The sequence below is a fragment of the Sphingomonas changnyeongensis genome, assembly GCF_009913435.1.
GTDB lineage: Bacteria > Pseudomonadota > Alphaproteobacteria > Sphingomonadales > Sphingomonadaceae > Sphingomonas_B > Sphingomonas_B changnyeongensis.
On record NZ_CP047895.1, the window covers coordinates 2,707,746 to 2,727,500 of the forward strand.

Consider the following 19,755-nt stretch of genomic DNA (forward strand, 5'->3'; position numbering starts at 1 on the left):
CCCGCCCCTCAAGTGCCCGGCTGGACATAGGGAAAGCGGGCGAACAGCTCGCGCTCCCACCGGCGCGGATCGCTGACCACGCGGCTGTTGCGGTCGAAGATCATCGTCAGCCGCGTCGCCAGATCATAGGCTGGCCAGCCCGGCGTGCCGGTGCGGGCGAAGCGGACAAAGGCGTCCATCATCACCCGGCTCATCGTGGCATGGGCCGGGGAGCGATGCGCCGAGGTGCCGAACGCGAGGCCGATATCGTCGGTGTGCGCGGCATTGTCGAAATCGAGCTGATAGACAAAGCTGTTGCTCCGGCCGGCGCGCGCCCGCGCCTCGACCTCCTCCACCTGTCCGCGCCAGCTGCGCGCCGGGGTGATGATGCGGTGGAACAGCTCGACCGGGGACGCGTCGGGGTAACGGGCGCGGAACTGGCCGACGACCCAGCCGGGGGCGGCATCCACCCGCATTTCGGGTGCGATCCGCGCCGCCAGATTGTCCCAGCTCAGCCCGCGCAGCACCGGCCCGTCGGGCGGATAGAAAGCCCGGCTTTCCGCCACGCAATTGCCCAGCAGCATCGGGATATCCGCCGATTGGGCCGGCGCACCCGGCCAGAAGGGATGGCGATCAAGGTGTCGCATGTCGACAACCGGCCCGAAATAGACCCGCCCGCCCAGCACCGGATCAGCAGCGCCGAGCGCCGCCAGCAGCCGGTCGATCGGGGCGGTGGCGGGATCAACGTCGCTGCCAAGCGCGTCGAGATAGGCGCGCGCGCGGCGCGCGGCGTTTTGCGGGCCCGATGCCGTCACCTGCTGCCCGCTCATGGTGATCGCCTTGTGAAACAGCCCCTTGGCGGCGGGCATCGCCATCAGCGTCGCGATCTTCGCGCCGCCGCCCGACTGGCCGAACAGCGTCACATTGCCCGGATCGCCCCCGAACACGGCGATGTTGCGCTGCACCCAGGTGAGCGCCGCGATCAGGTCGAGCTGGCCGGCATTGCCGCTGTCGGGCGCGCGTTCGGGCAGATAGAGATAACCAAGCGCATTGAGCCGGTGATTGACCGTCACCACCACCACGCCCTGCGCGGCCAGCGCCGCGCCGTCATTAAGCGGATCGGCAACGCTGCCGGTCGCATAGCCGCCGCCATGGATGTAAACCATCACCGGCAGCCCCTGCCCCAACTCCGCCGGGGTCCAGACGTTCAGGAACAGACAGTCTTCCGATTGGGGGTGATACGCAGCGCCTGGCTGCGGGCAGGACGGGCCGAAGCCTGCGACCTGTTCGGCCATCGGCGCCCGCGACACGACCGCCACCGGGGCTGCGAAGCGTTCGGCACGGGCATAGCGGATCCCGGTGAACCGCCTGACCCGCGGGCTCGCCGGGTCGCCCGGACCATCGACCATGCTGCCCAGATAATGGCCCGACGGCGCGCGCACCGCCACCATGTCGCTCGATGCGGCATGCGCCCCGGTCACGGCCAGCGCCAGCCCCGTCGCCCCGCCCGCCAGCACGGCGCGGCGGCTCCAGCGGTCAGCGGCGGACATCGCCCGCACGGGCGCTGAAATCGTCCAGCATCGCCCTGCTGACCGGGCACATGTCGCCCGCAATGCTGTGCTTGAGCGCGGCAAGCGCCAGCCCGCGCCCGGCCATCGCCGCCAGATCGCCGTCCATCAGCCAGCCATCGAGCACCCCGGCGGCAAAGGCATCGCCGCTGCCGATCCGGTCGATGATGCCGGTCACGTCGATCTCGTCGGTCTGGTGGCTGTCGGTGCGGGCATCGACCCGCGCCGAGATGCGGTGATGGTCGCTCGTCACCAGATGCCGCGCGGTCGATGCGATCAGCTGCAGATTCGGGAACGCGGCGAAGGCGGCCTCCGCCGCTTCGCGCCGCCGCCCCTCGCCCTCGCCCGAAAAGCTTTGCCCGAGCAGCAGCGAAATGTCGCGGTGATTGCCGATCAGGATCGTCGCATCGGCGACCAGCTCGCGCAGGATCGCGGCCGGATCGCTGTCCCACGCCGCCCAGAGCTGCGCGCGGTAATTGCCGTCAAAGCAGATCGGCACCCCGGCCGCGCGCGCCGCCGCCTGCGCGGCCCGCGCCAGCGCCACCCCGCCGGGGCCGAGCGCCGGGGTGATCCCCCCGCAATGCAGCAGCCGCGCCCCCGCCAGCGCGGCGGCGAAATCGATCATCTCCGGCCGGGCGAGCGCAAAGGCGCTGCCGGCACGGTCATAGGTGATGGCGGCCGGGCGCGGGCCGGACCCGGCCTCAAGGAAATACAGCCCCATGCGCCCGGCGGCACGCGCGAGATGGCGTGTGTCGATCCCGCTGCCCCTGAGCGCCGCCAGCGCCCGGTCGCCCAGCGGATTGTCGCTGATCACGCCGGCAAAGCGCACATCATGGCCAAGTGCGGCAAGTGCCGAGGCGACATTGGCCTCCGCCCCGCCGACCACCAGATCAAGGCTGGACGCCTGCACCAGCAGATGCCGGTCGGGCGGCGACAGGCGCAGCAGCAGCTCGCCAAAACAGGTGACGGTCATGCCTGCGGCCTACCGCGCCAGCCAGCCGCCATCGACCGCAAGGATATGCCCGGTGACATAATCCGACGCGCCCGAGGCCAGAAACACCGCCGCCCCGGCAATGTCTTCGGGCCGGCCCCAGCGCCCCGCCGGGATGCGTTCGAGGATCTGGCGATTGCGGGTCTCGTCGGCCTGCAATGCGGCGGTGTTGTTGGTGGCGATATAGCCCGGCGCGATCGCATTGACCTGCACGCCCGCCGGGGCCAGCTCGTTCGCCATCGCCCGCGTCAGCCCCGCGACGCCCGATTTGGCCGCGGCATAGCTCGGCACGCGGATCCCGCCCTGAAAGCTGAGCAGCGAGGCGATGTTGATGATCTTGCCCCGGCCCGCCGCCATCATCACCCGCGCCGCGGCCTGGCTGAGGAAGAACAGGGTTTTGAGGTTGGTATCGACCACCGCATCCCAATCCTCCTCGGTGAACACGGCCAGATCGTTGCGGCGGATGATCCCGGCATTGTTGACCAGGATGTCGAGCCCGCCCAGCTCCGCCACCGTGTCGGCGATCAGCGCATCGACCGGCGCGATCGACGACAGATCGGCGCGCAGATCGACCGCCCTGCCCCCCTTTGCCGCGATCAGCGCGGCGGTTTCCGTCGCCGGGCTGCGGCCGGCAAGCGCCACCGCCGCACCCGCTTCGGCCAGCGCGACGGCAATCGCCTGCCCGATCCCGGTATTGGCCCCGGTGACGAGCGCGCGCCGGCCGGTCAGGTCGAATGAAATCGCCATATGCTCCCCCCTTTCCGCCGTCAGGCTTACAGCGCCTTCAGATAGGCGGCGATGCCGTCATCCTGGCAGTTGGGGTAGAAATAGTCGGCGAACCTCTCGCCCGCGATCGCCGCGCGCAGCAGATCCTGATCCACGGCCTTGAGCACGCTCAGCATGTCGTGGCACGACGCGGACTTGAGCGCCGCAAGCTTGCCGCGGTTGCTCGCCATGATCGCCGCGCGCTCCTTGGGATAGCCAAGGCCCGGTTCGCTTTCGAACAGCTTGCGATAGCAATCCTGCAGATTGAGTTCGGCCGCCCAGCCGAACCCCTTGGCATAGGGCATGGAAATCGCGTTGCCGGCATTGATCTGGCTGAACAGAAACGCATCGGTCGGATCGATCACCAGCCCGCAGAACACGCCGGGCATGGCGTTGCACGCGAGCATCGATCCCATGCCGGTGCCGCAGCCGGTGACGACGAAATCGGCGGCCTTGCTGTTGAGCAGGATCCCCGCGAGCAGCCCGTTCATGACATAGGTGAGCGAGGCCGCATCCTCGGCCGAATACATGCCATAGTTGAACACCTGATGCCCAAGCGGCTCGGCCACTGCGGTCAGCGCATCATGGATGATGGCGTTTTTAGCGGCCTGGCTGTTTTCGGAGATGAGCGCGATTTTCATGGCTGTAATCCCTCCTGGTGCGGCTTCTCGTGGAAACCGGTGTCATGTCCTTCCCTAGCCGGTTTCGACCGGGGGTTCAACCGCCTTTTCGCGGGTGTGCCGGTTCAGGCGCAGCTCGGTTCAGGCGCGGGGCGGCGCGACCGACTGGCGCTTGACGAGCCTGGCCAGAAAGCGCGCGCCCTGCGCGGCGGGATCATCGGGCGCGATCAGCTTCAGCGCGGCGGCGCGGCCCATTTCGCGCACCGGCCAGCCAACGGTGGTCATTGGCGGCCAGATCAGCGCGGCGATCGGGGAATCGTCAAAGCCGATGATCGACAGATCCTCCGGCACATTGAGGCCGCGCAGCCGCGCCGCGTGGAATGCGCCGGCGGCCATTTCGTCATTGCTGGCAAAGATCGCGGTCGGCCGCTCCGCCGCGTCGAGCAGCCGGGCCGCCGCCGCCTTGCCGGATTCGAACCGGTACGTCCCCTGGGCATGCATGTCCGCCGGCACGCTCAGCCCGTGCGCCTGCATCGCCGCCAGAAACCCCTCGCGCCGTTCAAGCGCCGAGCGGAAGCCGGCCGGCCCCTCGATCAGCGCGATCCGCCGATGGCCGAGTTCGACCAGATGGTCGACCGCCTGCCCCACCATTTCGCGGTCGTTGGAGGCAACCATGTGATCGCCATCATCGAGCATCGCCGATCCCATGCGGACATAGCCGCAGCCCATTTCCAGGCACAGCTGGGCAAGCGCGTCGTTCTCCGAAATCGGCGGCAGGATCAGCACGCCATACAGCCGCTGCTGTTCCAGAAAGCGGCGGATATCCTCCATCATCGTCGGCGAATGCCGGTCGACCGGGCGCACGACGAGCGCGAATTCGGTGTCGCGGATCGCGTCGAGCACGCCTTCCTGAAAGTTGAGCACGGTCTGCGCATTGGGATTGTCGTGCAGCAGCCCGAGCAGAAAGTTGCGCCGCAGCGCCAACGCCCGCGCCTGCGGATTGGGCACATAGCCCAGATCGGCAATCACCGTCTCCACCCGCACCCGCGTTTCCTCGCTCAGTAGCGCGGACCGGTTGATCACCCGGCTGACGGTCTTTTTCGACACCCCGGCCAGGCGGGCGACATCGTTGATGGTGGGTGCCTTGGTCTGTTTTGGCATGATCCGTCCGGTATGGCCTTGTCGCAAGGCGCGCCTCTTTTAGAGGTCAATCCGCCAAATGCACAACAGTTCGGGTGTTTTGGGGTGAATGGCCGGTGGTAGGGCGCGTCTGTCGCGGACGCTTGCCGCCGACAATCTGGCCGACGCGCTGATCCTGCCGCAAAGGGGCTTCCGCTCGCCGGGCGGACACTGCGGCTAGGGATCAGGATGGACTGAGAGGGATTATGGAGGGCGCTGGTTTACGCCCGCACGCCGGTGATGGCGGCAGCCGCGCTGCCGGCCCAAAGTCGACAGGAATTGCCAATGATCCCATTGGCTGAAACTGGGACAAAGCCGTCACCCCCTAGTCACGGGCCGAACGTCAGGTCTTGCCGCGAGCCGACGTTCGGCATTTTCTGGTTAGCCCTCCCACAGCGGCTGCACTGGGCCGAGTGCCGACTGGCAGGTTTGGAGCGGTTGATGGCAGGTGATGGGCACTCGCTAAGCTAGCAGTCCTTGAGAGGGCCCTCCACTCCTCAAGGCGCGACATGCTGGACGTGAAGTTTCTTGACTTCGCAATGGCCCGGCTCGCAGACATTCGTGGAGGGGAAGGCTTCCCCAGGGATCACATATGACACTCGATATTCGCGGAAGCTTAAAGAACACCAAGATCAGTTCGAACCGCTATGTGGTTCTTGATGAAATGATCTCAAACTCAATCGACTCCTTCCTGATCCGGCAGCACGACGATCCCGCCAAACGGAGCCTTGAGGTAAAACTTGTTGCTGAGATCCGGTCGTCGGGGCTGGTCGGCGACGATCCGGAATTGTCCATCTCCTGCACCGACAATGGTTGCGGCCTTGGCGACGACCAGATCGAGGCGTTTCTTACCAAGGACACATCCTACAAGGACGACCTCTCGATCGCCGGGATCGGCAAGTGCAAGGGCGCGGGCCGTATCCAGTTCTTCCACCATTTCGAGCGCGTCGGAATTCGTAGCACCTATCGATCCGACGGCAAGGTCCTAATGCGAACTCTGCCGCTCGTCGCGGCGCGCAAGAAGATCGATCTGGCGGACTTCGCCGTGAGCGACGGCAAGGCCGAGGGTATCGGCACGACCATAACATTGGATGGTCTGAAACTCGCCGCGCGCGAGCGCCTTTACAAGACGGACGCGCTTGGTGATGTATTCTCCGCCGCCAGCATGCGGCGTTACATGCTGATCGCGTTCCTGCAACGCCTCGTGAGCCTGAAGTCCGAGCTTGGCGACTTCAGCATTTCTTTCGAGACGCAATATCCCAAGGGTCGAGTCGAAACGGCAAGCCTCAGCGCGGCGGACCTGCCGCCGGTGACCGAGGTCCGAGCGGCGGACATCGAGGAGCGGGATCCACGGTCAGGCAGTCCGCTCGGCAAGACGACGCGATTCACCCTGTCGCACTACAAGCTCGACGCGAGCGTCTTCGATTTGCCGCGAAACGCGATCTCGTTCTGTGCCAAATCGTCGCCGGTCCAAGACATCACGCGGCGCTATCTGCGCACGATCACCGAGCAAAACCGCGCGATGGACGGCTTTCACCACATCGTCCTGATCGAGAGCGAGCTTCTCGACCGGCGGGTCAACGAGCAGCGCGACGGCTTCGATGGAATTCCGGAAGAGATACCGGTCGGCGACTTCTTTGCCGACGAGACCGTTTCCTATGCGGGCATCTTCGAGCAGATCGATCCGATCATCGACGAGATGGTGTCGCCATCCGGCTGGAGCCGAGACCAGGTGGTGGCGGACGTGACCGAGAAGTTCGGGGTCAACGCGGGCATGCTCGCCGAAACCGAGACGAGGGTCGTCTATGGCGATACCCCGAAGAGCGTCGCGGAGCGGGTGCTGAGGAAATATCAGGACCGCATTATCGCCGATACAGCGGAGATCTTCGACCTCAGGGAGGAGATCGAAAAAGCCGAGCCACACACCGAGGATTTCCGGCAGAAGGTCCACGAGCTTTCGTGGAAATACACCGCGTCACTCAAGGCGATCGACATGGCCAACCTCTCCCAGTTGGTCGTGCGCCGCTCAGCGATCGTCGAAATTCTCGCGCTCGCGTGCGACCGCCAGCTAGGGGTCCAGACGGTGAAGGCAGGCGAGCGACGGCAGGACGAGCGTATCATCCACAGCATTTTCTTCCCTATGAAGAGGGACAGCAAAGAGACGTCTGATCACGATATCTGGCTGCTGAGCGAAGAGTATCAATTTTACGACTATATCGCCTCAGATAAGCCGCTCGCGCAAATTGAATGGGCAGATGGCGAGAAGCTTTTCGATGCGAGCATTGATGTCGAGTTGGCCGAGACGTTGCGCCGGCGCGCCGATGAGAACGGGGCGATGCGGCCCGACATTGCGATCTTTGGAGAAGAAGGTTCGGCAATCATCATCGAGTTTAAGGCCCCCGGGGTCAGCATGGACAACCATATCGGGGACCTCTCAGAATATGCGCACTTGCTTGCCGCCAAGTCGAATGGCCGGTTGAAGAAGTTCTACGGCTATCTGATCGGCGACACGATCGCGCCCCTCCGGATGGCGGGTTGGACCCGATTTGCGGCGGGTAAAGGCTATTTCCGCTCGACGCCGCTCGAGGACCCTGAAAGTGGCCGGAACCTAGGCGAACTCTATGCAGAGACCCTCTTCTTCGAAGATATTGTCCAGCGGGCCAGCCAGCGGATCGGAGTCTATCGCGAGAAGCTTCAGATCGATTTCTCCAAGAAATAGGGCGCAGCATGAGCGGCCTGGCGGACACCTCAGCAGTTTACCGGATTAGTCTCCCTGTCACGCCCGCCCCCGAGCGAATGTTAGGCCCAATTCGAGAGAGATTGTCGCTGCTCAGAAAGGTACGCTTATGGCGCAAAGCTGCCAAGCCACCGTGAAGCGCCCACTTGGCAGCTTCTGTAAGATGCAGACTTCGTTGGTTGCGTCATGAACGACCGGGTCTGGGTCGAGAAAAGCCGAAGACCATGGCGTGATTGCAAAGCTGCGTTCCACATTTCAGCGACAGAAACCTGCGGTTCCTCAACCAGCCCATATCGAGCGGTTCCCGCGCCACTCATGATCCCATCAGGCGGCTCGTGCAGCGGATGAAGACAGGCATTTCCCCAAAAAATGGCGCGCCCGGCAGGGTTCGAACCTGCGACCCCAAGCTTAGAAGGCTCGTGCTCTATCCAGCTGAGCTACGGGCGCGTGGGGAGGGCCTTAGCGCGGTTTGCGGCGGGCGAAAACCGCGATACGGTGGGCCGGAGCGGCAAAAGGGGCGTCATGGATACGGGCAACGGGCAGGACGGCGGCATCCGCGCGGTGGATGCGGCGGCGCTTCAGGGCGCGCATTTCCGCACCTTCGATCTGGTGATGGCGGCATTCGTTACCATCCTGCTGCTGTCGAACGTGCTGGGCGCGGGCAAGGTGGCGGAAATCGTGCTGCCCGGCATCGGCCCCTGGCCGTTCGGCGCGGGCATCCTGTTTTTCCCGGTTTCCTACGTGATCGGCGACGTGCTGACCGAGGTTTACGGCTATGCGCGGGCGCGGCGGGTGATCTGGGCGGGCTTTGGCGCGCTGCTGTTCATGGCGTTCATGTCGTTCGTCGTCGTCGCGCTGCCGCCCGCGCCCGGCTGGGGCAATCAGGCCGCCTATGAAGCGGTGTTCGGGCAGGTGCCGCGCATCGTCTTTGCCTCCATGCTCGCCTTCTGGGCGGGGGAGTTCGTCAACTCCTATGTCATGGCGCGGATGAAGCTGTGGACCGGCGGGCGGCATTTATGGGCGCGCACCATCGGCTCCACCTTTGCCGGCCAGGGGGTGGACAGCCTGATTTTCTACCCCCTCGCCTTTTGGGGCGCAGAGGGGTGGACGGAGGCGCTGGTGATCCAGGTGCTGGTGACGCAATGGGCGCTGAAGGTCGGCTGGGAAGCGCTGCTGACCCCGGTCACCTATGTCGTCGTCGGCTGGCTGAAGCGGCGCGAGGGCGTGGACGTGTTCGACGCCGACACCGATTTCACCCCCTTTGCCACCCGCGTCTGACCGGCGCATCTGATCGGCGCGGCGGGTGGTTGCGGCGCGCGTGACCGTCTGCGCGTGCGCCCTGCCCGCGCCCGTCCGCCTGCCGCCGCGCCGGTGATTCGCCCGCGATTCGCCAATCGGGGCGACAAACGCCGATATCGTCGCGATCCGCGCCCGGGCGGGCCATTGGCGCGCGCCGCCCGGCTGTCGGCTATTGCGAGGCAGTCGCAGCTTTGCTAGGCAGATCAGGCAATGATTGTCTGCAACTGCAATGCGATTCGCGAACGCGATGTGCGCCATGCCGCGCGGCAGGGCTATTGCGATCCGTTATCGGCCTATAAGGCGCTGGGATGCCGCCCGCGCTGTGGCCAGTGCATCCCCTATGCCCGCGAAGTGATCGAAGACGCTCGTGCGAGTGACTAGCGGTTTCACCGGCCTAACCCCGCAGAAAACCGCCATTTTTTGATGATTTTGCCCCGATTTGGCGCTATATGGCGCGCCAGACGGAGGCAAAGACATGCAGGGCGATCCCAAGGTTATCCAGTTTCTGAACGACGCGCTCAAGAACGAGCTGACGGCGATCAACCAGTATTTCCTTCACTACCGGATGCTCGAGCATTGGGGCGTGAAGAAGCTCGCCAAATACGAGTATAAAGAGTCGATCGACGAGATGAAGCACGCCGACTGGCTGGCGGAGCGCATCCTGTTCCTCGACGGCCTGCCCAATTTCCAGATGCTCGGCCGGCTGCGCATCGGCGAGACGGTCGAGGAGATCCTGTCCTGCGACCTCGCGCTTGAAAACGACGCCATCCCGCTGCTGCGCGAAGGCATCGCGCATTGCGAGCATGTACGCGATTATGTGAGCCGCGACCTGCTGCAGCGCATCCTCGAAAGCGAGGAGGAGCATGTCGACACGATCGAGAAGATGCAGGACCAGATCCGCCTGATGGGGCTGCAGAACTTCATCCAGCTCCAGTCGGAAGCGGCGGAGGGCTGACCTCCCGCCCAGGCCCGCGCGCCGCGCCCGCCGGCGCGCGTGGCGCAACAATGATTGGGGGCGCGGCGTCGGGTGACGCCGCGCCCCTTTTGCGTTGCCCCCGGTTCGGCCCGCCCGCCCGCGCGGCGACGCTGTCACCAAACCATGATCAAAGCGTCATGAAACCACTGCCGTCCCGTCAACGCACCGTCACCCGCCGGGCCTAGCGCCCTCCCCCGGGGAATGGGGGAAACGACATGACGGCAGTTGGAAAGATTGTTCGCCGCGCGGGCGCGGTGTCGGCACTGGCGCTGGCGCTGGGCAGCATGGCGGGCCGCGCGCACGCCGCGCCGGCACCGGAGCCGGGGCTGGACGAAACGGCACAGCCGGTCGCCGAAGATGCCGGCGACGCCGACATCGTCGTCACCGGATCGATCGTCGCCGCGCAGGAAGCCTCGATCACCGCCAAGCGCCGGGCCGACAATCTGGCCGACATCGCCGCCGCCGATGCGGTCGGCCGCTATCCGGACCAGAACAGCGCCGCGGCGCTCGCCCGCCTGCCGGCGGTCGCCGTGCAGCGCGATCAGGGCCAGGAACGCTATATCCAGGTGCGCGGCGCGCCCAATCGCTGGACCTCGGTCAGCTTTGACGGGGTGCCGGTGATCGGCGCGGACGAAGGCGGCGCATCGCGCGCCTTCCGCTTCGATGCGATCCCGGCGGTGCTGCTGAGCGAGATGGCGATCAACAAGTCGCTGACGCCCAACATTCAGGCCGAAGCCATCGTCGCCACCATCGACCTCAAAACCTATTCGCCGCTCAGCCAGACCGGTTTTCACGCGACCGGCGATGCCGGCTATGGCTGGATGGATCTGGGCAACGGGCCGCAGCGTCAGGGGTCGCTGCGCCTGTCATGGGCAAGCGACCGGTTCGGGATCGTGCTTGGCGGATCGCATTACCGGCGCGATCAGGTGACCGACAATCGCGAGGTCGGGCTGTATGACGATCAGGCCGGCCCCGCCGACCTGCAATTCGGCCCGACCGAGCTGGACATCCGCCAATACCGGCTGGTGCGCGAGAATAACGGCCTGTTCGCGGGGGTGGAGTTCAGCCCCGCCGAAGGCAGCCGGCTCTATGCGAAGGCGATCTATTCCGAGTTCAAGGACGACGAACAGCGCGACCAGTATGAAATCCGGCTCGACCGCGCGGCATCGGGCGTCCGCAACCTGTCGGGCGGCGATCTGGTGCGCGTGCCGGTCCGCGGATCGTTCAACCTGGGCGAATATCGCACCCGCAATTACATCAACACGCTGGGCGCGGAGCACAAGGCGGGCGCATGGCGGGTGAGCGCAGCGCTCAACTACACGCGCACCGAAAACACCACCTATCTGCCGCTGATCCAGGCGAGCACGCCGGGCGCGGCCGCGCCGTCGGTGACGTTCGATTTCAGCCAGCCGATCCTGCCACGGGTGCAGTTGTTCCGCACGGTCGCGGGCGTGCTGCCGGGCAGCTTTGCGCGCGGCCCGGCGCTGGACGGGTTCGACCAGACGAGCCTGGTCAACACGCCCACCTCGCCGGCCATCCTGCTGCCGATCACGCAGGACGTGTTCACCGACAGCTATACCGCCAAGTTCGACATCAGCCGCGAAACCGATGCCCTGACGCTGTCGGCGGGGTTCCTGGCGGCCGATCGCAACATTGACGGCTTCACCTTTGCCCTGTCGAACACGATCAACCTCGCCTCCGCGCCGGGCGCCGTCGGCCTGTCCTTCGATCCCGCGCGCTACATCACCGGCCGTCCGTGGCAGACCGGCTTTCCGCTCGGGATCAACTTCACCTATGTCGACAATGTCGCGATGCGGCGCGACATCGACACGCTGCTGGCGACGCTGCGGACCGCCGGGCGCTATGATCCCGCAGCGAACGTGCCACCGGAAAACCGCTTCACGCTCGGCGAACGGCTGCTTGCCGGCTATGCGATGGCGCGGTTCGCCTTTGACAGCGGCCAGGTGACCGCCGGGGTCCGCATCGAGAATTTCCGTCTTGCCAGCCGCGGCACCGCACGGCTGGGCGGCGGCGTGCTGCTGCCGCTGGGCGTCGTCCAGGATTACACCGACTTTTTCCCCAGCGTGAATGCGCGCTTCGACCTTGGGCGCGACATCGTGCTGCGCGCCGCCGTGCAGCGCGGGATCGCCCGCCCCTCCTTTGGCGAGGTGCGCGTGGGCGCGGCGATCAACGACACGACGCTGCCCGGCACGATCAGCGGCGGCAACCCGACGCTGCGCCCCGAATATACCTGGGGGGCGGATGCCAGCCTTGAATATTATCTGCCCGGCAAGGGGCTGATCGCGCTGTCGGCCTTTCACCGCTGGGTCGACAATGTGCTCTATGCCACCCAGCGCCCGGTCGGCAGCGACGCCTTTGACGGCGGCGGGGTGGATCGGTCGGGCTATCTGCTCACCTCGACCTTCAATGGCGGCAATGGCCGGCTCTACGGGGTCGAACTCAACTATCAGCAGGCCTTCACCTTCCTGCCCGGGCCGCTCGACGGGCTTGGCTTTCAGGGCAATGTGACCTTCCTGGGCGGCACGTTCGACACGCCCGAGCGGCGCAATATCGGCTTTCCCGGCACGTCGGACACGATCGTCAACGCCTCGCTTTACTATGAGAAGCACGGGCTGTCGGTGCGGCTCAGCTATCAGTGGCGCGACGACTGGCTGGAAACGCTCGGCATCGGCACCGGCGGCGGCGCGACGGGTGACGAGTTTCGCGGGGCCTATGACAATCTGGACCTCGCGATCCGCTACGACATCAGCCCCAGGCTCGGCCTGTTCATCGACATGAACAATCTGACCGATGCGCGCTACACCGCGTTTCAGGGCGATCGCAGCCGCCCGACCGAGGTCGAGCAGATCGGCCGGCGTTACATGTTCGGCGTCCGGTTCGGCCTGTGACGCGCGCACGCGCTATCCCCATGGAGGCAAGGATGATGCACAAGCTTCTGGCCGGCGCACTGCTGCTCGCCGTCGCGGCCCCGGCGCAGGCGATCGGCGATGCGCGGGTCGAGCGGATTGATGCCGCGACGGTGCGGCTGACCTGGACCGACGCGGCAGCGGTCGACATCTATGTGTCGCCCAGCCCCGATGCGACGCGGCGCGGATCCCGCCCCGTCATCCGGGACGACCGCGACGGGCGCGAGGATGTGGCGGCGAATGCCAGCATCCGCCAGTATTTCCTGATCCGCGACCGCCAGACCGGCGAGGTCAGGCGCGTTGCCGAACGCGTGCTGCCGCTCGAACGCGGATCGAACTTCCGCGATCTGGGCGGCTATCCGGCGGCGGGCGGCAAGCGCGTCAAATGGGGCCGCATCTTCCGCTCGGGCGCCATGCCTCTGCTCAGCGACGGCGATTATGCCCATCTGAAGGGGCTTGGCCTGGGCGCGGTGATCGACCTGCGCTCGCTGGAGGAACGCGCGGTCGCGCCGACGATGCTGGATGACCGCACCGGCGCGCTGTTCATCGCCAATGACTATTCGGCGCGGGCGATGTTCGCCGCACTGCGCCCCGCGCCGGGCGGCGGCGTGGAGCTGCCCGACAATCTCTATGCCGGCCTTGGCGACCTGCTGGAGCCGCAGCTGCGCGCGGTGTTCGACCGGCTGCTCGCGGGTCAGGGCAATCTCGTCTATCACTGCTCTGCCGGGCAGGACCGGACGGGGATCACCAGCGCGCTGGTGCTGACGCTGCTCGGCGTGCCGCGCGACGTGATCCTGGCCGATTATCATCTGTCGACGCCGACCCGCCGGCCCGAGTTCGAAATGCCGCCGATCGACCCGGCCGCGCATCCCGACAACCCGATCGTCCAATATTATGCGGCGGCAGCCAAACGGCCGGGTGGCGTGCGCGCCGAACCGCTTTATGACCGGGACGGCGTCTCGCATCTGGCAAAGTTTCTCGCCGGGCTGGAGGCGAAGCACGGATCGGTGATGGCCTATCTGGAAAAAACCTTCGCACTGACCCCGGACCGCGTCGCCCGGCTGCGCGCCATGTATCTGGAGTAAGCAAGCACCGGCCCCGGGGACGGCCGCGCGGCCGAGCCTCGGCCGGCTGGTCCAGCCCGGCCCGGAAATGCGTCAAAAGTCGATGGTCAGATAGCCACCGATGCGCCGGCCGGCGATCAGGTCATAGGCCCCGGCCCCTGCAGCTCAAAGCCTTGCAGATCGGTGAGGTTTTCCAGTTGCAGCCGGACCAGCGCCGACTGGCCGGCAAGCTTGAAGCGATAACGCGCGCCCAGATCGACGAGCGTGCGGGCCGGAATCCGGGTCAGCGCGCTGACCGTCGCGGTTTCCGGGCTGCGGTGGCTGACCGCCAGATCGACGCCCAGCCCGTCCAGCACCGGCGGCTGCCAGTCCAGGTTCAGCTCCAGCCGCCGGCCGATTGCCCCGACCGGGCGTTCGCCGACCCGGCCCAGCGTCACGCCAGCGCCGGTAACGCGCGGCCACAGCAGCACGCTGCCGGCGACGATGCTCAGCCTTTTGGTGACAGGGCCGGAGACCGACAGTTCGACACCGCGGTTGATGACCTTGCCCAGCGCGTCGAACCGGCCATCGGCGTCGAGGTTGAAATAGGGCTTGCGGACATCGAACAGCCCGGCGACCAGCCGCATGTCATCGCTGATCGCCCAGCGCAGGCCGGCATCGCGCTGGCTGGTGCGGATCGCGGGCAGCGCCTCGTTGCGGTTGGCAGCATTGCCCGGCGCGATGCCGCTTTCCTCCAGCCCCCTCACCGTTCCGGCATAGGCGACAAGGCGCGGGCTGATCTCGATCGCCAGCGTCGCATTGTGCAGCAGCGGGGATGCGTCGGTGGCGACGGGCGGCAGGCTGGGCAGACCGATGCGCTTGCGATACCGCGTGCCCTGCACGCCAAGGCTGAGTTCGCCCACGCCAGGCCAGCGCACTTCCCAGGCGAGGCCACCGATGATCTGGCGCACCCGGTCCTGCTGCTGCTCGCCAAAACCGAACCGGGGGGCCGGGGCGCGGGTCGGCGCAAAGATGCTGGTCGGGCCGAGATCGATGAAATCCGATCCGTCGAAGCGCCGGTCCCCTGCCCGCGCCCTGATGCTGGCGTGAACCAGATGGGTACGCGGCCCGTCCCGAAAGCTGCGCGTCAGGCGCAGCTCGCCGCTGGTCGACGCGAATTTTGTCGGCGGATCGGCGATCACCAGCTGGCGGCCGGTGCCATCGCGATCGAGATCGGTCACCAGATTGGCAAAGCCGCGGGCATCGTCGAACAGCGAGCGGAATAGCCCGGCCCGCAGCTCCCAGCCCGGCGCCGGCCGCCAGGTGCCAAGCACCCCGCCGTTGAACGCCACGCCGCGATAGCGCGCCCATGCCGGCCCCTTGAAGAACCGCCGCGGCAGGCGCGGCGGCAGGTTTTCACCCGCGGGCAGAAAGATCGGCCCGGTCTGGTCGAACCCTTCGGACCGGGCCATGAAGGGGACGATCTCGATCGCGTCGTCCGGCGCATAGCGCACCGCAAGCGAGACCTGCCAGAAACCGCCGCGCGTGCCGTTGTAGAAGCGGTCGTCGAACAGCGCGCCGCCGGCGGCCACGCTCAGTCCCCGCGCCACCGGCAGATTGGCGTCAACCTCGAGCGCGGCATTGCCCCATTGGTTGAGCGCGCCCAGCAGGCTGACCGCCGCTTCGTCGCCGGGCTTGCGGAATGCATAGTCGACAATGCCGGTCGGCGCGGGAAACGGGCTCCCCAGCGCCGACAGCCCCACCCGGATCGTCGTCGCCCGGCGCAGGCGCGGATTGAGCCCCCAGACCTGATCGAAATACAGGCCGTCGATGCGCACATTGCCGGCAACGGTCGGCGAAAACCCGCGTACATTGGCCGCGTTGTAAAGCCCGATGGTCTCGCGCCCGATCGAGGTGCCAAAGGCATCGCCGGCGCTGCGCACGGCATTTTCGGCCGCGCGCGCGCCGGTTGCGGCCGTGGCATCATTGACCTCCTGGGCGATCGCCGGACCTGTCGTGAGCATCGGCACGGCCAGGCAAAAGGCACCTGCAATGAGTGCATGGCGCGGGACCGGATGACCGGCTGCCGGCATCGCCGGCATCAGTCGCCCGCAACCGCCGGATTGATCACCAGCACCAGACGCCGCGCGCCCGTGCCGGCAATGGGGGGCGATCGGTGGATGATCGGCGCGTCGCTCAGCAGCCGCCCCTTGAACAGCGCCACATCGCCGGTCGCCAGCTGGCGGATGTCCAGATCCCCGGTGGCCGCCCCGGCGGCCAGCGCGGCGGCATCGTCGTTCGACAGCCACTGGCTGCCCGCCCCGGCATAGCTGGTGATCAGGCGCAGCGGCACATAATCGGCGTGGAACTTGCGGCAGGCATCGCCGGTGACGATCGCGAGCCGCAGATCGACCGCCGGGGCGGTCATCACCGGCCCGGCCAGCGCCGCAAGCGCGCCGACATCATCGATCAGCGCCGGGGCGGCCGGCCAGCCCGCGGCCGCCATCGCATCTGCAAGCCCGCGCGCGGCCGCGCCAAGGCCAGCGGTCACGCGCACTTCGCCATCGGCATGGCGCGCCAGCGCCTCGGCCTCATCCGCCAGCACCGGCGTCAGTGCGCGCTCCCAGATGGCAAGATTGACCGCCGGATCGGCGATCGACCGCAAACAGCCGGCATCGGCACCGCAGGCGACGTGCGATGGGATGGCGGGCGATGGGACTGGAGCAAGGGCAAGCGCGCTCATGCCGCCTGCCTCTGACCCCAGGCCGGGAAAGGATCGGCCAGCCCCGCCCAGAGCGCGGGCCGGAAGCCGGCTTCGGGAACAAGACAGGCATCGAGGCGCTGGCGCAGCGCAGCCTCGTCCATGCCGATGCCGATGAACACCAGTTCCTGGCGGCGGTCGCCCCAATCCTCGTCCCAGTGCTCGCGCACCAGCCGGTCAAAGGCGGGATTGTCGCGCGGCCAGCGTTCGGCGGGAATGGCGGCCCACCAGCGGCCGAGCGCCTGGCTGGTGACCTGGGCACCGGCCTGGCTCATTTCCCCGACCCAGTCGGGGCGCGTGGCGAGCCAGAAATGCCCCTTGGCGCGCACCACGCCGGGCCATGTTTGATTGAGGAACGCGCGGAACCGGGTCGGATCGAACGGCCGGCGGGCACGATAGACAAAGCTTTCAATGCCATAGGTTTCGGTTTCGGGCGCATGATCGGCAAAGCCGTAAAGCTCCTTGGCCCAGAGCGGATGCTGCTCAGCCTTGCCCTCCTCGAACAGGCCGGTGCCGAGCACCGCCGACAGCGGCACGCGGCTGTGATCGGCCTCGATCAGCTGTGCCTCGGGATTTAGCGCGCGCACCAGCTTGCGCACCGTATCCGGATCGGCCGCCTCGCTGATCTTGTTGAGGATGATGACATCGGCGAACTCGATCTGTTCGACCAGCAGGCCGACAAGGCTGCGGGCATCGCCCTCGCCGGCGGTTTCGCCGCGATCGGCCAGAAAATCCTGGCTGGCATAATCATTGAGCAGATTGGCGGCATCGACCACCGTCACCATGCAGTCGAGCCGCGCGACGTCGGACAGGCTGTCCCCCGCCTCATCCTCGAAGCTGAAGGTGGCGGCGACCGGCAGCGGTTCCGAAATGCCGGTCGATTCGATCACCAGCGCGTCGAAACGCCCTGCCTCGGCAAGCGCGCGCACCTCCTTCAGCAGATCCTCGCGCAGCGTGCAGCAGATGCAGCCATTGGTCATTTCAACCAGCGTTTCCTGCGTCTGCGCCAGCGCCGCCTCGCCGCCGCGCACCAGATCGGCGTCGATGTTCACCTCCGACATGTCGTTGACGATCACCGCCACGCGCCGCCCCTCGCGATTGGCGAGAATATGGTTGAGCAGCGTCGTCTTGCCCGCTCCCAGAAAACCGGAAAGCACCGTCACCGGCAGGCGCGTATCTTCGGTGTCGAACATCATGGCCCCATGCACTGTCATGTTATGTTGTATCATATGCCAGCTGCTGCGCGCCGGGGCAAGCGAGGGCAGCGGCACCCCCCCTCCCCCGGCAGACGCATCCGGCACATTTCCCCCGTGCCGCCCGGCGGATTTGCGGTCGCCATGCGCGCAGCCAGATTGGAAAATCGGGTTTTTTGTGCAAGTCATCGCCATTGCGGTGACGGACGATCGACCCGCGCCGATAGAGGGTGAAAGCAGGCAGTTTGCGGTGGATGTCGGCCATTTTGGGGCTGTTCCTTGCCCTGGTCGCGATGGGCGACGCCGCAGCTGCGCGCCCTGCCGCCGGGTCGCCGCCAGCCATGCTCGCAGGGATCCCCCACGCCTGTCCGGATGTGCAGGGCGCCCGGACGGTCACGTGCAGCATTTCCGCCGGCGGATATCTGGCCGGCTGGCTATGGATCGACGCCGTCCCGCGTCACCCCGCCCCGCGGGTGATCGTGCGGTCGACCCGGGTCGCGGCGATCGAGACCGTGTTTCATTACGCCGACGGCGCAACCATCCGGCAGAGCGTCCGCGAAGGTGATTTCGGCCGCCGCTGGCGTGTCGGCGGAACCGTGACGTTCGACGCGCCGGCGCGCGCGGTGCCGGTATCCTCGATCGGCATCGGGTTTGAACGCCCGGCCTGGGACCGGCTGCTCGACATCGCCGTCACCGGTCCGCCGCCGATGCAGGCCGGGATGCGCGAGGCTCTGGTCATCGGTGCGGGGCTGGCGCTGCTCGCCCTGTCGCTGATCGGCAATCTGCTGATCGCCTTTGCCGCGCGCCGGACCCCGCCGGTGTGGAACGCGCTCTGGGCCGGATGCGTGCTCGCCTGGGCGCTGCTGTGGACCCAGACCCTGCTGTTTGTCGCGCCCGCGATGGCCGGCACCGTGTCGGCGCGGCTGGCGACCCTGTTTTCGACCAGTGCGATCGGCTGTGCGATCGGCTTTTTCCTGGCGAGTGCCGGAGGGCCGATCTCACGCCGGCTGCGGTCTGCGATTGCGGCTGTGGCTGTGCTCGTCGTCCTGCTGGGCGCGATCGCGGCCTTTTGCCCCGGTGCCCGGCTGCCAATGGCCGCCAGCGCGCTCAATCTGACGATCCTTTCGGCAGCGGTCGGCCTGACCGCGATCTGCCTGTGGCAATGGCGGCGGGGCAATGCCCAGGCACGCGACTTCCTGTTTTCCTTCACCATTCCGATGCTGGCGGTGCTGTGGAGCATCTTTGCGGATCGCGGCATCGCGGCGGACGATGACGGCGGCATGTATCTGGTGCTCGGCGCCTGTGCGCTCCAGACGGTGTGGCTGACCGGGGTCGTCGCCGTCCAGCTCTGGGCCGTCCGCATCGAACGCGACGCCGCACAGGCCGAAAGCAGCCTGATGACGCGGCTGGCGGTGACCGACCCGCTGACCGGCCTGCTCAATCGCCGCGGCTTTGTCGAACGGGTGGAAACGCTGCTGCTCGAAACCAGCCCGGTCACGCTGGTGCTGATCGACATTGACCGGTTCAAACGGGTCAATGACCGGCACGGCCATGACGCCGGCGACGCCGTGCTGCGTGCGGTGGCTGCCGCCCTGTCCTGGGTTCCCGATGCACGCGCCATCGGCCGGTTGGGCGGGGAGGAATTCGGGCTGCTGGCCGCCAATCTTTCCCCTGCCCGCGCGATCGAGTTTGCCAATCAGGCGCGGGCCGCGATTGC

At 66.8% G+C, this 19,755-nt stretch carries 15 protein-coding genes and 1 tRNA gene (1 of these 16 cut by a window edge); 7 read left to right on the forward strand and 9 right to left on the reverse strand.

Going from position 1 to position 19,755, the window contains the following annotated elements:
- Positions 1 to 8: 8 nt before the first annotated feature.
- The 5 genes from GVO57_RS13245 to GVO57_RS13265 all read right to left on the reverse strand — a co-directional run bounded on the left by GVO57_RS13245 (position 9) and on the right by GVO57_RS13265 (position 5,084).
- Positions 9 to 1,529, reverse strand: coding sequence for a carboxylesterase/lipase family protein (locus tag GVO57_RS13245; RefSeq protein WP_160593622.1), 1,521 nt, complete (start codon positions 1,527 to 1,529; stop codon positions 9 to 11).
- Positions 1,516 to 2,520: a sugar kinase gene (locus GVO57_RS13250; RefSeq protein WP_160593623.1), complete on the reverse strand. Its 1,005-nt coding sequence runs from the start codon at positions 2,518 to 2,520 to the stop codon at positions 1,516 to 1,518. The genes GVO57_RS13245 and GVO57_RS13250 overlap by 14 nt, the downstream gene beginning before the upstream one ends.
- Before the next feature lie 9 nt (positions 2,521 to 2,529).
- A complete protein-coding gene (gene kduD, locus GVO57_RS13255; RefSeq protein WP_160593624.1) occupies positions 2,530 to 3,285 on the reverse strand; it encodes a 2-dehydro-3-deoxy-D-gluconate 5-dehydrogenase KduD in 756 nt (251 codons plus the stop codon).
- A 26-nt stretch (positions 3,286 to 3,311) separates the two neighbouring features.
- Positions 3,312 to 3,944, reverse strand: coding sequence for an RpiB/LacA/LacB family sugar-phosphate isomerase (locus GVO57_RS13260; protein WP_160593625.1), 633 nt, complete (start codon positions 3,942 to 3,944; stop codon positions 3,312 to 3,314).
- Between the two features lie 120 nt (positions 3,945 to 4,064).
- On the reverse strand, positions 4,065 to 5,084 hold the full coding sequence (locus GVO57_RS13265; RefSeq protein ID WP_160593626.1) for a LacI family DNA-binding transcriptional regulator: 1,020 nt from the start codon (positions 5,082 to 5,084) through the stop codon (positions 4,065 to 4,067).
- Positions 5,085 to 5,694: 610 nt separating this feature from the next.
- Here GVO57_RS13265 and GVO57_RS13270 point away from each other — a divergent pair.
- On the forward strand, positions 5,695 to 7,821 hold the full coding sequence (locus GVO57_RS13270) for a hypothetical protein (protein ID WP_160593627.1): 2,127 nt from the start codon (positions 5,695 to 5,697) through the stop codon (positions 7,819 to 7,821).
- Between the two features lie 388 nt (positions 7,822 to 8,209).
- Here GVO57_RS13270 and GVO57_RS13275 read toward each other — a convergent pair.
- A tRNA-Arg gene (locus GVO57_RS13275) sits at positions 8,210 to 8,286 on the reverse strand.
- A 75-nt stretch (positions 8,287 to 8,361) separates the two neighbouring features.
- On the opposite strand from GVO57_RS13275, the gene GVO57_RS13280 reads away from it, so the two are divergent.
- The 5 genes from GVO57_RS13280 (at position 8,362) to GVO57_RS13300 (ending at position 14,126) form a co-directional block, all read left to right on the forward strand.
- Complete coding sequence (locus GVO57_RS13280; protein ID WP_160593628.1) at positions 8,362 to 9,117, forward strand: queuosine precursor transporter; 756 nt, start codon at positions 8,362 to 8,364, stop codon at positions 9,115 to 9,117.
- Between the two features lie 231 nt (positions 9,118 to 9,348).
- Positions 9,349 to 9,519, forward strand: a complete 171-nt coding sequence (locus tag GVO57_RS13285) for a (2Fe-2S)-binding protein (RefSeq protein WP_160593629.1) — start codon at positions 9,349 to 9,351, stop codon at positions 9,517 to 9,519.
- Between the two features lie 94 nt (positions 9,520 to 9,613).
- On the forward strand, positions 9,614 to 10,093 hold the full coding sequence (gene bfr / locus GVO57_RS13290; RefSeq protein WP_160593630.1) for a bacterioferritin: 480 nt from the start codon (positions 9,614 to 9,616) through the stop codon (positions 10,091 to 10,093).
- Between the two features lie 236 nt (positions 10,094 to 10,329).
- On the forward strand, positions 10,330 to 13,023 hold the full coding sequence (locus tag GVO57_RS13295) for a TonB-dependent receptor (RefSeq protein WP_160593631.1): 2,694 nt from the start codon (positions 10,330 to 10,332) through the stop codon (positions 13,021 to 13,023).
- 32 nt (positions 13,024 to 13,055) lie between these two features.
- Positions 13,056 to 14,126, forward strand: a complete 1,071-nt coding sequence (locus tag GVO57_RS13300) for a tyrosine-protein phosphatase (RefSeq protein ID WP_233281385.1) — start codon at positions 13,056 to 13,058, stop codon at positions 14,124 to 14,126.
- 116 nt (positions 14,127 to 14,242) lie between these two features.
- Here the strand turns inward: GVO57_RS13300 and GVO57_RS13305 are convergent, their stop codons facing one another.
- The 3 genes from GVO57_RS13305 to GVO57_RS13315 all read right to left on the reverse strand — a co-directional run bounded on the left by GVO57_RS13305 (position 14,243) and on the right by GVO57_RS13315 (position 18,041).
- The gene (locus GVO57_RS13305) at positions 14,243 to 16,108 is read right to left on the reverse strand and encodes a TonB-dependent receptor domain-containing protein (protein ID WP_160593632.1); all 1,866 of its coding nucleotides are present in this window, start codon (positions 16,106 to 16,108) and stop codon (positions 14,243 to 14,245) included.
- A 77-nt stretch (positions 16,109 to 16,185) separates the two neighbouring features.
- On the reverse strand, positions 16,186 to 16,827 hold the full coding sequence (locus tag GVO57_RS13310; protein WP_160593633.1) for a DUF1826 domain-containing protein: 642 nt from the start codon (positions 16,825 to 16,827) through the stop codon (positions 16,186 to 16,188).
- Positions 16,824 to 18,041 (reverse strand): GTP-binding protein, encoded by a 1,218-nt coding sequence (locus GVO57_RS13315; protein ID WP_233281386.1) that lies wholly within the window; start codon positions 18,039 to 18,041, stop codon positions 16,824 to 16,826. The genes GVO57_RS13310 and GVO57_RS13315 overlap by 4 nt, the downstream gene beginning before the upstream one ends.
- A gap of 470 nt (positions 18,042 to 18,511) precedes the next feature.
- On the opposite strand from GVO57_RS13315, the gene GVO57_RS13320 reads away from it, so the two are divergent.
- On the forward strand, positions 18,512 to 19,755 hold the 5' portion of the coding sequence (locus tag GVO57_RS13320) for a sensor domain-containing diguanylate cyclase (protein ID WP_160593634.1). It continues 181 nt past the right edge of the window; 1,244 of the gene's 1,425 nt are visible here — the first part of the coding sequence; its start codon is at positions 18,512 to 18,514; its stop codon lies off the right edge, out of view.

Coding starts and splice junctions, on each gene's coding strand:
- GVO57_RS13265 (WP_160593626.1), bottom strand. CDS start 5,084: ATGCCAAAACAGACCAAGGCACCCACCATCAACGATGTCGCCCGCCTG.
- GVO57_RS13270 (WP_160593627.1), top strand. CDS start 5,695: ATGACACTCGATATTCGCGGAAGCTTAAAGAACACCAAGATCAGTTCG.
- GVO57_RS13250 (WP_160593623.1), bottom strand. CDS start 2,520: ATGACCGTCACCTGTTTTGGCGAGCTGCTGCTGCGCCTGTCGCCGCCC.
- GVO57_RS13315 (WP_233281386.1), bottom strand. CDS start 18,041: ATGATGTTCGACACCGAAGATACGCGCCTGCCGGTGACGGTGCTTTCC.
- GVO57_RS13305 (WP_160593632.1), bottom strand. CDS start 16,108: ATGCTCACGACAGGTCCGGCGATCGCCCAGGAGGTCAATGATGCCACG.
- GVO57_RS13285 (WP_160593629.1), top strand. CDS start 9,349: ATGATTGTCTGCAACTGCAATGCGATTCGCGAACGCGATGTGCGCCAT.
- GVO57_RS13260 (WP_160593625.1), bottom strand. CDS start 3,944: ATGAAAATCGCGCTCATCTCCGAAAACAGCCAGGCCGCTAAAAACGCC.
- bfr (WP_160593630.1), top strand. CDS start 9,614: ATGCAGGGCGATCCCAAGGTTATCCAGTTTCTGAACGACGCGCTCAAG.
- kduD (WP_160593624.1), bottom strand. CDS start 3,285: ATGGCGATTTCATTCGACCTGACCGGCCGGCGCGCGCTCGTCACCGGG.
- GVO57_RS13245 (WP_160593622.1), bottom strand. CDS start 1,529: ATGTCCGCCGCTGACCGCTGGAGCCGCCGCGCCGTGCTGGCGGGCGGG.
- GVO57_RS13310 (WP_160593633.1), bottom strand. CDS start 16,827: ATGAGCGCGCTTGCCCTTGCTCCAGTCCCATCGCCCGCCATCCCATCG.
- GVO57_RS13280 (WP_160593628.1), top strand. CDS start 8,362: ATGGATACGGGCAACGGGCAGGACGGCGGCATCCGCGCGGTGGATGCG.
- GVO57_RS13300 (WP_233281385.1), top strand. CDS start 13,056: ATGATGCACAAGCTTCTGGCCGGCGCACTGCTGCTCGCCGTCGCGGCC.
- GVO57_RS13295 (WP_160593631.1), top strand. CDS start 10,330: ATGACGGCAGTTGGAAAGATTGTTCGCCGCGCGGGCGCGGTGTCGGCA.